We start from the raw sequence: 15,514 nt of genomic DNA on the forward strand, positions 1-15,514 counted from the left end.
TGTACAATTAATACAATAGATTCTCTGTTGTGTCTTTATCGAAAAAGAGTGTCTTCTGCATATCGATGTTAAGCATCAGATTCCCATCATCTACAAAATCGTGATCCGAGCGAGCCCGAACAATAAACAAATTAGGTGCACCGATATCCATGTACAAATACATATCTGCGCCCATCAATTCGCCAATCTTTTGAGTGCCTACTATTTGTGTATGACGATTTTCTTCGTTAACCACTGAATTTAGATGAATATTCTCGCTGCGTATGCCTAATATGACAGTTCGGTTTACTTTCTTCTTCTCCATCAGCACTTTCGATTGGTTGGCCGGAATGGTTAAGTAATAACGGTTGGTGTGGAATTCCAGCAGCCCGTTAGCGCCTTCCAGCAGCTTCCCTTCCAATAAATTGATTGGGGGGGCGCCAATAAAGCCAGCGACAAACATATTTCTCGGATTGTTATAAATCATTCGTGGCGTATCTACCTGTTGAATGATTCCATCCTTCATAACTACTATACGATGGCCCATAGTCATAGCTTCAACCTGATCATGAGTTACGTATACCATCGTTACCCCAAGCTGCTTGTGCAGCTTAATGATCTCTGTCCGCATCTGGACTCTCAGCTTCGCATCCAGATTGGATAAAGGCTCATCCATCAAGAAGACGGAAGGGTTTCGAACAATAGCACGCCCAAGGGCAACACGCTGCCTTTGACCACCGGAAAGCTGCTTCGGCTTTCTTTCTAGGTACGGCTCAATCTCCAATGTGCGTGAAGTCTTTTTGACTGCCTGATCGATTTCATGCTTAGGTATTTTACGCAGCCTCAAGCCGAATGCAATATTTTCATAGACGCTCATATTCGGGTACAACGCGTAGTTCTGAAACACCATAGCAATATCTCGATCCTTGGGCGGAAGATGATTAACCAGCTTATCGCCAATATATAGCTCCCCTGAAGTAATGTCTTCCAGACCTGCTATCATTCGAAGCGTCGTTGATTTTCCACAGCCGGATGGACCTACCATGACCAGGAATTCTCCGTCGAAAATTTCGAGATGAAAATCTTTTACAACGTACCCCTTTTCTTTACCGTATCGCTTTTCTACATGATTCAAAAGAATGCGCCCCATTATGGCACCTCCATATATAAATACATAACAAAACGCCATGAGAACGGTTTCATTTCAAAGCCTCTAATGATGCTAAATGCCCCTAGAAATGGTTCTATATCCGAATTCACTTGGCTTTGTTTCATTATACATCCCCTCACATAATAGATTATAGGTGATGTTTACTGACTCTATAGGGTAATCATACTTTCAGCCTATTTGCTAACCAATCGTATGATTGGCGTCCAGAAACCTCATGCTTCCCGGGAAAAAGATCCACTTCGAACCGCTCACTAGCTTTTTCCGCTTCGTATATTTCATTTAGCACACGGATAGCTTCTCGTACGGATTGAATAGGAAATAGGGGGTCATCGACACCTGACTCTACAAATAGACTCCTCGGGGCAATAAGTCCGATTAGCTCCGGAAGATCGGCATTTGGTAGAATGGAAGGCAGATAATTGTCAATGCAATGATTCATCGAAAGCAAGCTTCCTCTAAAGGTACTCGTAAATGCACAAATTACAGTAGCATGGATTCGCTCATCCAGCGCTGAGCTCAGGGAAGCTATTAAACCGCCTCCTGAAAAGCCCATACTCCCGATACGTTTTGCATCTACATCTTCCCTAGTTGCCAAATAATCCATTGTCCTCATAGCTTCATAGATTCGAAGCCCAGCCAATGTTCTGCCATATAACAACAACCTGGAGGCTAGTGAAGAGCATGAGCTTGATTTCCTCGAATCCTTGGCCCTGTCTGCCTGCATTCTGCGATCACCGAAGCCGATGATTTCCGGGGCGATGACTATCATGCCCCTTTGCACAAGCTGTACGGCAAAGTGCTGATGGATCCCCGGCTGTGTATCATCGATCGTTCCATCCGGCTGCAAGCCGACGATTTCCCTGCTTCCATATCCGTGTCCATGCCAAGCAAGCACGGCTGGAGTCCTTCCCTTGAGCCGCTTAGGAATAAGCACGTAGGCTGGAACTCGGAGATTACCGTCTGTTGAGTATTCAACGCGCTCCTCGATGTAGCCGTCCCTCTCTATCCTATGGAGCACAATAGGCTTTAAATCCGCTGCTTGCTCTGGGAACGCCCCTAAGCTTTCCAACAGCTTGGATCGCACCCCGATTTTCTTCTCACTCCAAGGAGTATCAAGCACTAGGGCACCACTTCCGTTTAAACTATCGTACAAATTGTCCAAGTAATCATCCGGACACCACATAAGACCAACCTCCTAAATGTAAGGCCCCCTGAATAGCCCCAGTCATTTATTAGCCTAATTAACAACAAAAAAGAGCTGTCCGATCCCTATGATCAGCTCCTTGAAATCAGAAAGAAGTAGCCTTATCTTCGAACTCCTGAAAGTTTTGCCGATATTGCCGAGGTGTTATTCCTGTTTTTTTACGAAACAGCGCATGAAAGAATTTCATATCCAAATACCCTACTTGATTAGCAATTTGATAGATAGGTATATCCGTAGACTTTAAGAGCTCGCAGCATTTTTGAATCCTCACGTTTTGTAAATACTGGGTAAAGGTCAGACCGGTTGTTTTCTTAAACAGACGTTGGAAGTGACTCGCGCTTAAGTAAAAATAGTCAGCCACATGCTGGACGGTAATGTTCTGCGTATAATTATATTTGATATAATGGACGACCTCATCGAGCTTGCTAAAAACAGCGGGCTCCGTTTCATTCTTCAATTCAAAACGTTGTAGTAGAACCATGGTTTGAACAACCATAGCAATCAATAGAGTCTCAAATCCAGCATTTCGCTTCAAATACTCACTGTACATATTCAGTATCATTGCGGAGAAAGTATCGTGTTTATCTTGAAAATGAAGCCATCGCTCTGAGCATTGAGACGGATTATAAATGATATTATAGGTGTAAGAATCCTTCTGAAGTAGGTGCTTCCAATCATTCAGAAGCTCAACACGAAATATACAATTATAAATAACGAGTGTTTTATCCTGCTTTGGAGAAGACGGCCGATAAACATGAGATGTTCCAATTGGAATTACAAACAAATCGCCCTGCTTAATCGGAATCACTTGATCTTCAATATAGTGATATCCGCAGCCTTCACCCACAAAATTGATTTCAACGAAATCATGAGTGTGCTGAGCCGTTGAAAACGATTCCAATTCGCGATTTAAGAATATATTCATATTCTCATCAAAGAATAAATCCCCACTTAAATGTTTAACTCTCTCACGCAAGGCCATCACCCCATCTCCCCTTACAATTATACCGATACAAGATTTCTGCCCTTTAAAAATGATTCGCTGAGGGACCTGCCTACAGCTCCCCCATGCGAATGAATTTCTTAATAGTCCTTTACCCAGCTTTCTTCATGAATACAAACATACTTAATGGCCTTGCGGAGATAAGAAAAAGCAATATGCAGCTTGCCATCTCGTGTCGAAATAATAGAGGGGTAGGAATAACCTATCTCACTATCCTTGTACTCCAGGTCTGCCATCTGAACGTTTCTATAATAAGGCCATGTGCGTCCTTCATCTTCAGATATAGCTAGTGTGAGTGGTGTGCGCAACGTCTTCTTGCGAAATTCCCCCTTCTTCTGAACCCAGCGGAACTGATCTCTTTCTAAAGAAGAATTGTTGTAAACTAAGGCCAGATGGCCGTTTTGCAGCTTAGTCATCTGAATCGAGGAATTGTTATTAGGCAATTCACTTCTCACAGGCTTTGTCCAGGTTTTACCCTTATCACTGGATTCACTCACATAGATCCGTTCTGCCTGCCGACTGCGGAAAGTCGCAAAGAGCGTTCCGCCGCTTCGTTCCACAACGCTCATCTGAACCCTATGAATACTATCCTGAACATCATATTGTGTCCACGACTTTCCTTCATCCTTGCTGATCTGCACGACACTGTAATGTCCATCCAATTTGCAATAATAGGCTGGCAGAAGCCAGTGACCATTACTAAGAACGAGCAAAGGCTGCCTGAGAAAGATTCCGGTTCCGTCAAACAGCACTTCGGATGGCCCCCAAGTTAACCCGCGATCTTCTGAAATACGGACAACAACCCGCGAGGTTTTCTGATTATGAGGCTCATTGGATGTGTGGAACAGCCATAGTTTTCCGTCTGGTGCTTGAAATAACAACGGATTTTGTTCCGATCGTTCTGTATCATTAGAAAGCTGCACTGGAATACTCCATTGTTCTGAACCAACAGGCAACCGGGACATTACTACATTCGTATCCGGATTTCCCTCCCCGCTTCCCGTAAACCATACACATAGCAGTTCTCCGTTGTCGAGCTCCAGCAAATTAGCCGCATGACTGTCATTCGGATGCAAAATAGGGAGAAATGCTTCCTTTATACTGGGATTCAACTCTGATTGCGAGACGATTCCATTAAAACGACTCATTATGTTCCCTCCTAATTTCCAGTAAGTAACATTACTATTAATAGGAACGCAATTGCGCCCAAGCTATTTCGGTCCGACATAGCGTATCATTCTGATAGGCAAGTTTACCTTGCACATATAGGCAGTAGCCAGCTTCTAGATCCGTATCATCCGCTGACTCATTGGGGTTACGGTAAGTGATTCGAAGCTCCATCCCTTGTACTTTAATCCGATCCAAGCAAAAACAATCCAACCCCACATCAATCGGATCCAAAACAATTCGATCCTTCTCAACGGATAAGCCTGCCACATGGGTAATTAACAGATCTATGTAATAGGAGTGATTGTATTCTTGCTCATCGCTTAAAGGTTCTCCTGTTTCGCTGTTATAGTGCTCAACGAGACCAGGCTGTGACAAATCCCTGTTAAAAAAATGAAGGAAGGAATACTCTCGTAAAGAATGGGCAAACTCGCCGTCAAATTGATGATTTCTCCGCTTGCTTTCCCTAGCGAGCGAGTCAAGAGCAATCGAATTTGTATAAGGCCAAGTCGGACCATCCCATACGCAGCCATTACGACCTTTTACAAAGTGGCCCATCCAGCCCCCATCCTTGGAATAAGCAGGACAATCTATGGAGACTGAGGGGAATGGACTCTTCGTATTAAATTCATGTTCATTCATCAGATGCTCAATCATTCCATTAAAACGATCGTCTATAATTTCTGCCCAGCCTGGGTAGATCCCGACTATATTCTTAACGAATGCTTTTTCATCGGTTTGATAATGAAGATCGTAGAAATACTGCGATTGCTCATCCCACATTTTTTCAAGAATATCTTGCTTTATTTGATCAGCCTGCTGAAAGTATGCACTCGATTCCGGGTCTTCGGTAACCTCACATAATTTAGCTATAGCCAGTGTATTCAAGTAGTGATAGATAGCACGATCCACCCTTTTAAGATGGGTATAGGTTTGCTTATCTTTCGGATTCCTAGGGAAGTCATGGAAATACCAGTAGCTTGGCTGATATTCCTTGCCCGTACGCGTGTGTTTATGTTCAATCATTAAATGATCGGATTCATTGCCATGAACCTGATTCCATCCGGCTACATTCAGCTTCATGTAAGGCAGCAATTCAGCTGCAAATTGGACATTGCGGTGTACCAGATATAGCTTATAGGCAGCCCAACAGGAGAAATTGGCGAAGGAATGCATAATGGTATCCACGGTCAAGCAGCGAAACATCCCATCTTCCCCAAGGGCTTCCTTCATGTTTTGTAAGGCGCCTTCACAAAATGTCGGATCATGATGCCATCTGGCATCCATAATATGCAAGGGAACTGAAAGATTAATCAGCTTGCTGAATTCCCACCCGCCCTTGCTAAAGGGCTTCTTGCTTTTTTTATGAGATCTTCCTTCATAAAAAAGCGGATGAGATAAATGCCCATACTGTGGATCTGCTGCATTGTGCCTAAGCAGAAACCAGCGGTAGAGCCACGTTTTATTCAGTACAGGATCACTGCTCTCAAATGTAGGCGCTTTCTCAAACCAGCTGTGATACTCTTTTCTGTGCCCCTCCAGTACCTGTTCTACAGTTAAACCGCTTTCAGCACACGCACAAGCCCGTTCAGCTAACAGCTCCTGGCTGTCTTGACCTAGAATTCCAAACGCAGCGGATACGATAATCTGTTTGGATTCTCCTGGCTGCAAATGCACTCCCGTAAATAAAGAAGGATCACTTACTGCGATAACACCCTTAACATCAAAGCTATAATGCTCGATTCCAAAGCATCCATGCAGCTGATTTCCGTTGCGCTCCGAGAATGAATCCTCATACGTTTCAAGCCTCAATACAAGCTCTCTATCGCTTCGATTCACCCAAGTTTGGCAAGAAACCGCACAATCATTCCATGTGATGAACTTTTTTTCCACTAAAGATAAACGCTTGTCCTTGTATTCCATCAGCAGGTGGCTAGGGAACCATTCTGTGCTGCACGGTTCAAAGGTTTGCACCCAATTCGTCGTTATCTTAAACAGCAGTGGGATATTAACTTTATGTATAAAATCGAACCTACCGGAAAAACCCGGCTCAGGATCCAAATAATCGGCCCATAATCGAGCACCCGTTGAACCGAGTAAAAACGCTCCTGGCTTAGTGCGCAGCATTTTTCTTCCTGCGCGCAATTCATCATCTATTCGACTATCAACTAGCATGATTATCCTCCATCTCAGTTTCGTATGGTGGTGTATCTAACCTTCTGCTGTATTATACAATGCTGCTTTGTAAAAATGTGGGTGTCTTTGAACTCATTGTATAGGGCAATCATACTCAAACCATTTTTGTTAGTTTATGGAACGCTATCCGTTCCCTTTTCCAGGTATAAGTAATGTATAAATCATCCCCGTCAGCTACAATAGCCGGATACGAATATTGCTTCTCGCCTTGATCCAGAAGCCGTTCATTCTCCCAAGTAACTCCATTATCATTGGAGAATCGTATCACAAGGGGAGTTCTCGGTCCCTTATGCTTTCCTTCCTCCAGTTGAGTAGGATTATAGACCAGCGCAAGCAATCCATTATTCAGCTTTACCAGGTCAATACCGCTATTATTATTAGGTAATTCTGTAGGATATGCCGTGCACCAGTTCCTTCCCCCATCGACTGAGTCGCTGCGGTAGATTACTCCTTCCGTGCTTCGGAGGAGCATATGCAATACATACGGCTGCGATTCCCATAAGGTCGGCTGAATAATCCCTTGGCCCTTCAATCCCTTCAAATTACTGCGATCTAAAGGAACTATTTCACTGCGAGTCCATGTTGCCCCTCCATCCGAGGAAAGATCAACAAATGCATCCCATGCAGGTTCTAATGAAGCAGGGGCAGCGATGGTTCCATCGTGCAGAAGGATAGGTTTATTTTTTACTGGGCCTCTGCCGCCTTGATCCCCTTCTACTAAAAGAACAGGAGCTGTCCATGAAAGCCCATTATCGGAAGATTGAATGACCATCGTTTCCCATTCTGCAATGTCACTTCCAACCTTGTAATATAAGAAAAGAATGCCGTCAGGCCTTCTAAAGAGGACCGGATTCCAATGAGGCACATTCTCTTGATCGGCCACCTTAATAGGCTTAGTCCATCCATCGTTGCCTCTGTGCGAAATCCAGATCGCGACATCTCCGGCTTTTTCCTTAGTACCACCAAACCACGCTGCAATTACCCCTCCGCCCGGAAGCAGCTCCAAGGTGGAGGCGTGACAGCTGATAAACGGTCTATCATCCTCGAAAATAAATTCATTTACTACATTTATATAGTTCATCCTTCATTTACTCCTTGTGATGAGGCCAACAATCTCGCTTCAGCTTCATTGTAATCATTGGAATCTGATAAAGAGATGATTTCAAAGCACTGTCCAGCACGGGTCTCAAATGTGATAAGATTTCGTCCATTCGTTGACTGACAAATCAGATGCCCATCCAACCATACTTGTACAGGCTGTTCAGACCATAAGCTGCACATCTTACCGGCATTCGACTTAATTGCAGCTCGTGACAACGCACCTTGATCCCAAGTCATATCGACATCGAACCCTCCACGAGCCCTGAGTCCCTTAACGGCTCCATGGCTCCACTCGGAAGGCAACGCCGGCAGAAGCCGAATTGTGCCCGCGTGGCTTTGCAGCAGCATCTCCGTAATGCCTGACATCCCCGCGAAATTACCATCAATCTGAAAAATATTCTGCTTAACCTTGGGATGTCGGTGAGCATTCATCATATTCGGATGAAGCCCACCCAGCAAAGTATGCAAGAAACGGCTTGCTTCTTCCGACTCACCTAACCTTGCCCAGAAGTTCACGGTCCAGGCGCAGCTCCATCCTGTATGCGCGCCTCCATGGGCTAACCGACGTTCAAGCGTTTTCCTGCATGCCTTCGCCAGCTCATTCTGCCCATCAAATGTTACACAATCCAATGGATGAAGCGCGATCAAGTGCCCGATGTGGCGATGACCCGGCTCCTGCTCCTCAAAATCCTCATCCCATTCCTGCAGCTGTCCGTAGGAACCGATACGCAAAGGAGGCATTCGCAGCAAGGCGCTCTCCAGCTGCTCTCGTAAAGTTGAAGCCTCTTGTAGAATCTGACCCGCCTCTATACAGTGCGTAAATAAATCCCTTATGAGCAGTAAATCCATTGTAGAAGCTTGGGTTACACTGCTACGCTGCCCATCCGGTGTGATAAAGAAATTTTCCGGCGAGGTGGATGGACATGTGACCAAGTGACCATCGGGTCCCTCAACGAGCCAATCGAGGCAGAATAAGGCAGCTTCCTTAAGCGCAGGAAACGCTCGCTTGAGGAAAGCTTCATCTTGGCTGAACGCATAATGCTCCCACAAATGCTGGCACAGCCACGCTCCTGCCATCGGCCAAAATGCCCAGCTGGGCGATCCCCCAACAGGCGTTGCCGTACGCCATAGGTCGATGTTATGATGCGCGGTCCAACCGCGGCAGCGGTAGTGGACTGCGGCTACTTTCCGTCCAGTTATTCTTAATCCCTCGATCAGCTCAAATAGCGGCTCGTGGCATTCAGCGAGATTGCCCGCTTCCGCAGGCCAATAATTCATCTCAATATTAATATTAGTCGTCCAGCTGCTGCACCATGGAGGCTGCATTTTATCATTCCATATCCCTTGTAAATTCGCTGGCTGCGAACCAGGGCGGGAGCTGGAGAGGAGCAAGTATCTGGCATACTGAAAAAATAATGCGGAAAGCCCCGGATCGCTCGCTCCATTCCGAATAGCTTGGATACGCTTATCTGTTGGAAGATCGCTCTTATCCTCGCCACCAAACTCCAGTTCGACTCTACCGAATAAGGAGGAATAATCGCTCTTGTGGCGTTCTTTTAGGCGTTCATGTCCTAGCTGACTTGCCGCCTTTAGCCATGTATTACACAGCTCTGATGGATTTTTACCCGAAGTGGCCGGATTTTTATCGAACCCGTTGTAGCTGGTAGCAGCGCTTAAGAGCAGGGTGACCTCACCTTTACCGCTGACAGTGATACGTCCTCCATTGACCTCAACCTTGCCTTGATTAGCGGAGGCCTGTAATTGAATTTCAAAGCTCATTCCTTTTCCATCCGCATACTGCACAGGCTCAGATGACTTCACCGTATTGGGAAGGACATGAGCCGGCGCTTGGCCAGCCAGTGTTATGGTGTCACCTGATAAACGGCGGACCGAATATTGCAGCGGGCTATGAAGTATAGCGGTAAAGCTGGACTTACTCTCGCTGATTAAGCGTATGACCATGACTTGATCTACCGCAGAGACGAATATTTCTCTCGTGTATAAGACACCGTCAAGACGGTAGCTCACCCGAACTAGTCCTTCATCCAGATCCAGCTCCCTGCGGTAATCGGAAATCTCACCTGCCGTTTCGAAGATAAGCTCTACATCGCCTAACGGCATATAGGATTCAATATCAGGCCCTTCCATATATTGCTCAATTGTCGATTCCGCTTCCTCATACTTTTGGGAAAAAATGAGTTTCCGCACGGAGTCCAAATGACGCTCCGCATCCAGCCGAATCGTTTCCCGAGGCTCTCCAGACCAAAGGGTATCCTCATTAAGAACAATACGCTCACGGTCTGTTCCCCCATATACCATTCCGCCTAACCGACCGTTGCCGACAGGAAGGGCTTCAAACCAATTATGAGCAGGCTCTTTGTACCAAAGCGCTAATTTCTTGCCGGGCATATGCTTCCCCTCCTCATTTACCATAGCGGCTGATTGATTATCGTGCTATTCGTATAACCAGTCTAGAGTATCGATGCCATCGTTCTTGTGTTCAACATCACGCTGCCGCATAACTTGATCTGCAGGGACAATACCCAGAATCAAGTAAGCACCTCTGCCGAAGTCTAACGTATGCCGTCCAGCTTCATAGTTAAAAGCATGCACATTCACGGAGGGATAAGCGTACAAGCGGAGTCCCTTGCGAAGGATGGGTGCGTATCCGCCCATATCGTCCGCATGCGTATTCTCTTCCAAGCTTGGAGCTTGAAGCCACTGCTGATCCTTATTATTGAAATAACCGATCAGCACTTGGGACGGCTGCTCAAGTTCAATATCAATCGCTATCCCATTCAGCCCTGCCTGCATTTGGCCAAATCGGATACCCGTCAAATTATTCAATTCCTCCGCACAGCTGACGATATGAATGTCCCCATCCGTAAATACGTAGGTTCCTTTCTCCACCTTGAACAGTTCTGCATTGTCTGACAGCAGCTTAAATGGAACCTCCTTGTAAGGGACAATCGGCTCCTTCAAGTTCTGAAGCGCCTGAGGTAACTGGCCTGCCTTCAATTCCTCCAAATGCAGTTTGAATTGGTCCAGCTCCGTTTCATAGATCGGCAAGCATTGCTTCCAATGTCCGAATTCAAGGCCATTGCGAACCGGAACCTTTCGTTGAGGAGTCTGCATGCTATTAGCAAACAGATAAGTCTTCTCGGTTATATGGGTCAGCTCCCGGTAGCTTTCCAGGCCATTCTCCAGATGAACGGCAGCTTGCTCCAACAAATCAAGTCCCTTGAAAAACTCCCCCTTAACCGTATGCTTATAGGTCAATATGAGCATAGCGGCTTGAACCTTCTGCACATACACCTCAACCATATGCTGGAGAGCGTACATATCGCTGACCAACCGCTGGAATTCATCCATATTACATGTTACCGAGGATTGTGCTCGCTCAATTGCCCGTACAGCATCCTTAGCATGACGCACTGCGTCTGCAATAATTTCCGGCGGTGTTTCCCCGATATGCGTTTCTCCCGCCAGTTCTCTGGTTACATAGTCCTCCAAACGCTCACCCTGTGGCGCCTGTGACTCCCATAAATCTGCCCATGGCATGTGGCGGTCTGGGTTCGTTAGCTGACTCATCGTCATTCCCAAACTCATCGTCTGGCGGTTCCCCTCTGTGATGCCAAATCTGCGCAGCAGCTTAGGCGCACATTCCCCCGATGCATCGTAGGCATCGAGTATAGCTTCTCCTGCTTCTAGGCTGCCGTACTTTTGCCCCAACACTCTAATCCAGTATTGTCGTTCTGCCTGAGGATCACGATCAGGATTCCAAGCATATCGAAACCAGGAAGCGAACCAAATCCAGTCACGATCCAATTGTCTCAGTCTAGGCTCAACTTTATCCGGAGCAAAGGGCCAATCCCAGAAAAAGAGCGGGTACAAATGAAGGCCGTTGGCCTTGAGCCGATATTTGGCCGCCTGCATGCTTTTTTGAATAAAAGATGGCGATCCATAACGAAAGGGCTCTAGATTAGCAAGGATATGCACATTGACGATATGTACAGTTTGCATGGAACCAAGGCGGTTATGAATGTCCTTCCATTTGCCTCGCGGTGTGTAAGTCGTGAGTGACTCCCCATTATATTTGGCTTCTGTAAATAAGTTAGGATAAAGTGGCAGAGCGGCCTCGATAACCTTTTGCGGTTCAATGGCATGTGAACGAAGGATAATCGGCGGCTTTTCCTTAACGTTCAGATCCTTCAGCCCATCGAGTACACCGGCAATAATCGTTTCGTTAAACCATTCCACACCATAGATTTGTCCTTGCAGCGCTTCCCCCAGGCAGACCATCAATCCTACGTTCGGGAACGATTTGACAAAGGCCGAGATTGATTTCTTATAATAATTGCTAGTAAAAGGCAGCGGCTTGGGCTGATGCAGCTTCAAGCCATGCTTTTCGGCGAACGGCAGAGGAATATGAATGTTATAAAATTTAAGCACAACCCATATTCCGCGTTTATCAGCCTCTTCGGTTAACCAGCGGAAGGTGTCCACATTGAGCGCAAATTCCTCTTCCGTGACCTCAAGAGCTTCCGGATAATCTTCCAATCGAACCAAAGAAGAGAAGGGATGCCCGGTCCACAAATAAAAAATATTGCACCGCTGCTCCAGCATCATATCGAGGAAATCCAGCCATAATCCCCGCTCATAAAACCAAGGAAAACGCCCCGGTGTCAGAGGATACTCATAGGTTTGGCGCGGCGGCTCAACCGTTGTTTTCTGTAGGCCGATCGCCGGCCCCCTCAAGGCAAAACTAGGCGCATCTCCGTAAGCGATATCCTCCGGCAGCAGCCCCGCTGTGCGAATACGCTGTGCAAGCTCCAGACAGCCGTATAATACGCCAGAGTCATTGCCACCGGAAATGGTGACCAGATTTCCCGAAACGGAGGCCACATAGAAGCCTTCGCCCTCTGGATTCTCTGTATGGTAGAGCAGTACATCACGCTCTTCCAATTGTTGAAGAAACTGAGATTCGCCGCGGTTTCCGACAAATAGCTTTCTTCCCTTTATCGAACGATAGCTATCCCATGTCCAGGATACTGCTTCTTCTAATACATCGTATCCGGAATCCTGAAAGGCTTGTTTGAGCAGCTGGATTCCATTTTTCACCCGCGGGGCGGGATTGTGATCATAAGCAAGTGTAATGGCTTTCATTATTGCATAACCCTCCCTGACTAACTTTAATTCATTTATTTTAAAAATAGTTCAATAACTGGAACCGTCACATTCGGCTTCTTAACGGGCAAGGATAATACGAGAGTATTCTCGTCTCTGCCTTCCTTGAAAGCTCCATTATCTATGCCGCTTGCAACAAAGCCTTGCTTAAACCTGATTTCAGAAGCATCGTTCAACAGCTGGGCATACTCTACCTTACCTGCGAATCCGTGAAGCTGAATATTTTTGAATGGCCAGCTGTACACATGCACATACATACGGTTTGTTTGCGGGTTATACGTCAGGCGGCAATCTTGAGGGCACTCGAAGGCAGCAGGTGCCTCTGTGCATCCATAGATAGCGCGGCTATGCCGTTTCATCCACTCGCCAATCCCCTTTAACCTGTCTATAGCCCGTTCATCAAACTCACCACGACCGGTAGGACCAACGTTCAATAGCAGATTACCCCCGCGGCTGACAGCGTCTATCAGCATTTTGACCAAGACGTCGACGCTTTTCCATGATTCCTCTTCACGATGGTATCCCCATGAGCCGCTGAAGGTATGGCAAGTTTCCCATACAACTCGCTTGCCATTTACCTGAACCCACTTGGTAGGTATATACTGCTCCGGCGTTGTTATATCCCCCCCTACTTGGAGGCGGTCATTGAGCAATATTCCAGGCTGCTTGGATCGGATCATTCGAACCAGCTCTTCACTGCCCCAATCCACCTTGCCTTTGCCTGGCAATCCATTCTCCGAAGGGAATGAAAAATCATAGAACATCAAGTCTATTTGGCCAAATTCCGTCATGAGCTCTTCCGTCTGTCCGAATAAATAATCACGGTAAATCGAGAAATCCAGTTCTTCGCTTTTGGCAATAAACTCCGGATCCAGACGAAGCGGATGCTTAGTATCGACGGTATAGTGCGGGTGATGCCAGTCGATTAAGGAATGATACAATCCAACTTTCATATCCTTATTTCTGAATGCGTCTACCATCGGTCTTAGAACGTCACGTCCAGCCGGAGATTTGGTCGCCTTGTAATCGGTAAGCTTACTGTCCCACAAGCAGAAGCCTTCATGATGTTTGGTCGTTACCACAAAATATTTCATGCCTGCATCCGCCGCTAGCTGCGCCCATAGTTCGGGATCATATAAATCGGGATCAAACCGTTTGAAATATTTATTGCTATACTTTTCCCCGCTTAATTTCTCCCGTGACTGAAGCCATTCATGTCTTGCCGCTAGCGAATATAGGCCCCAGTGGATAAACAAACCGAACCGGTCATTAGTAAACCATTCACTATTTCCTTCTGTTTGCTCAACCTCAAATGTCATTAGAATATGCTCCTTTTCAATCCATCTCAAAGCTCATGGGTACAAGTTTAAAGGAAGTTTGCCTATCGTTTATAGGTCGAATTTATCCTTTCTATAGGCGACACTTGCATTTTTGGTGAAATATCACAACCCTTTCCGTAAAGAACATGTAGGTTTTTTAAAAAAAGCAGGCCCCAATTGAGCCGAAGCAAGGTCTCAGAATATGGATAAGGAGAACCTGATATTTAGGAATAAATAAAGGTCATGACGGAAATCTTAAAGCCAGTAACTTCACTAATTTGACGGACCGAGGAGGTTAGTTTATGGTAAAGTTTATTTTATTAGCAGTATTTCTAATGGTGACAGGCTGTACGGCGAATACTAACACTAAGAATGTGACGCAAAAGCAGGTGACTCCTAAACAATCGCAAATATCAACTCATGCTCACACTGCTGCGCAAAATGCTGTAAAAACTCAGGCATCATCAACAGCTACATCGATTACCGGAAGAGAATCTATTACAATTAAAGAAGCACCCAACGGAATTCCTTCGTATTTGTTGGATCTAATTCAAGCAACTCCAGGAAACCCAGTATACCAGGCACCAACCGGATATCCTGGAGGAAAAGTTCCGACAGGTTCAACTGGACAGGTACCCATCGGATATCCTGCAGATAAGGTACCGACAGGTTCAACTGGACAGACACCGACCGGATATCCTACAGAAAAGGTACCGACAGGTTCAACCGGACAGGCACCGACCGGATATCCTGCTGAAAATGTACCAACCGATACAACAGGACAGGCACCGCAAGGTAACAAGGATTCATCTCAATTCGCGCAACAGGTTCTGGATATAGTAAATCAAGAAAGATCCAAAGCCGGATTAACTCCCCTTACTATGAACGCAGAATTGTCAAAAATGGCTATGGTCAAAGCCCAGGACATGTCCAACAACAATTACTTTGATCATAATTCTCCAACCCATGGATCCCCTTTCGATATGATGAAGGAGTTCGGGATCACATACAATTCCGCTGGAGAAAACATTGCAAAAGGGCAAACCACCCCTACCCAGGTCATGAACGATTGGATGAATAGCCCAGGGCACAAAGCCAATATATTGAATAGTAGTTATACCAAAATCGGCATTGCTTACTATAACAGTGAATGGGTTCAGGAATTTACCGGGTAACGTCAAATAGAT

11 protein-coding genes are annotated in these 15,514 nt (G+C 45.9%); 1 reads left to right on the forward strand and 10 read right to left on the reverse strand.

Going from position 1 to position 15,514, the window contains the following annotated elements; genetic code table 11:
- Positions 1-7 precede the first annotated feature (7 nt).
- From GC093_RS27270 to GC093_RS27310, 10 genes are all read right to left on the reverse strand, one after another.
- Positions 8-1,129, reverse strand: a complete 1,122-nt coding sequence (locus tag GC093_RS27270; RefSeq protein WP_171655079.1) for an ABC transporter ATP-binding protein — start codon at positions 1,127-1,129, stop codon at positions 8-10.
- On the reverse strand, positions 1,129-1,254 hold the full coding sequence (locus tag GC093_RS36505) for a hypothetical protein (protein WP_281365330.1): 126 nt from the start codon (positions 1,252-1,254) through the stop codon (positions 1,129-1,131). The genes GC093_RS27270 and GC093_RS36505 overlap by 1 nt, the downstream gene beginning before the upstream one ends.
- 56 nt (positions 1,255-1,310) lie before the next feature.
- Positions 1,311-2,333: a dienelactone hydrolase family protein gene (locus GC093_RS27275; protein ID WP_171655080.1), complete on the reverse strand. Its 1,023-nt coding sequence runs from the start codon at positions 2,331-2,333 to the stop codon at positions 1,311-1,313.
- 106 nt (positions 2,334-2,439) lie between these two features.
- Positions 2,440-3,336 carry an AraC family transcriptional regulator gene (locus GC093_RS27280; protein ID WP_171655081.1) on the reverse strand — a complete coding sequence of 299 codons (897 nt, stop codon included), beginning with the start codon at positions 3,334-3,336 and terminating at the stop codon, positions 2,440-2,442.
- Between the two features lie 101 nt (positions 3,337-3,437).
- Positions 3,438-4,505 (reverse strand): sialidase family protein, encoded by a 1,068-nt coding sequence (locus GC093_RS27285; RefSeq protein WP_171655082.1) that lies wholly within the window; start codon positions 4,503-4,505, stop codon positions 3,438-3,440.
- A 37-nt stretch (positions 4,506-4,542) separates the two neighbouring features.
- Positions 4,543-6,699: an MGH1-like glycoside hydrolase domain-containing protein gene (locus tag GC093_RS27290; RefSeq protein WP_216624841.1), complete on the reverse strand. Its 2,157-nt coding sequence runs from the start codon at positions 6,697-6,699 to the stop codon at positions 4,543-4,545.
- Between the two features lie 115 nt (positions 6,700-6,814).
- The gene (locus tag GC093_RS27295; protein WP_171655083.1) at positions 6,815-7,801 is read right to left on the reverse strand and encodes a sialidase family protein; all 987 of its coding nucleotides are present in this window, start codon (positions 7,799-7,801) and stop codon (positions 6,815-6,817) included.
- Positions 7,798-10,230, reverse strand: a complete 2,433-nt coding sequence (locus GC093_RS27300; protein WP_171655084.1) for a glycoside hydrolase family 95 protein — start codon at positions 10,228-10,230, stop codon at positions 7,798-7,800. The genes GC093_RS27295 and GC093_RS27300 overlap by 4 nt, the downstream gene beginning before the upstream one ends.
- A 45-nt stretch (positions 10,231-10,275) precedes the next feature.
- Positions 10,276-12,987, reverse strand: coding sequence for a hypothetical protein (locus GC093_RS27305; protein ID WP_171655085.1), 2,712 nt, complete (start codon positions 12,985-12,987; stop codon positions 10,276-10,278).
- Between the two features lie 35 nt (positions 12,988-13,022).
- Positions 13,023-14,327 carry an alpha-L-fucosidase gene (locus tag GC093_RS27310; RefSeq protein WP_171655086.1) on the reverse strand — a complete coding sequence of 435 codons (1,305 nt, stop codon included), beginning with the start codon at positions 14,325-14,327 and terminating at the stop codon, positions 13,023-13,025.
- A gap of 302 nt (positions 14,328-14,629) precedes the next feature.
- Here GC093_RS27310 and GC093_RS35580 point away from each other — a divergent pair, with 302 nt between their 5' ends.
- Complete coding sequence (locus tag GC093_RS35580; RefSeq protein WP_216624842.1) at positions 14,630-15,502, forward strand: CAP domain-containing protein; 873 nt, start codon at positions 14,630-14,632, stop codon at positions 15,500-15,502.
- Positions 15,503-15,514 lie beyond the last annotated feature (12 nt).

The organism is Paenibacillus foliorum (assembly GCF_013141765.1).
In the GTDB taxonomy this organism is placed as follows: Bacteria; Bacillota; Bacilli; order Paenibacillales; family NBRC-103111; genus Paenibacillus_S; species Paenibacillus_S foliorum.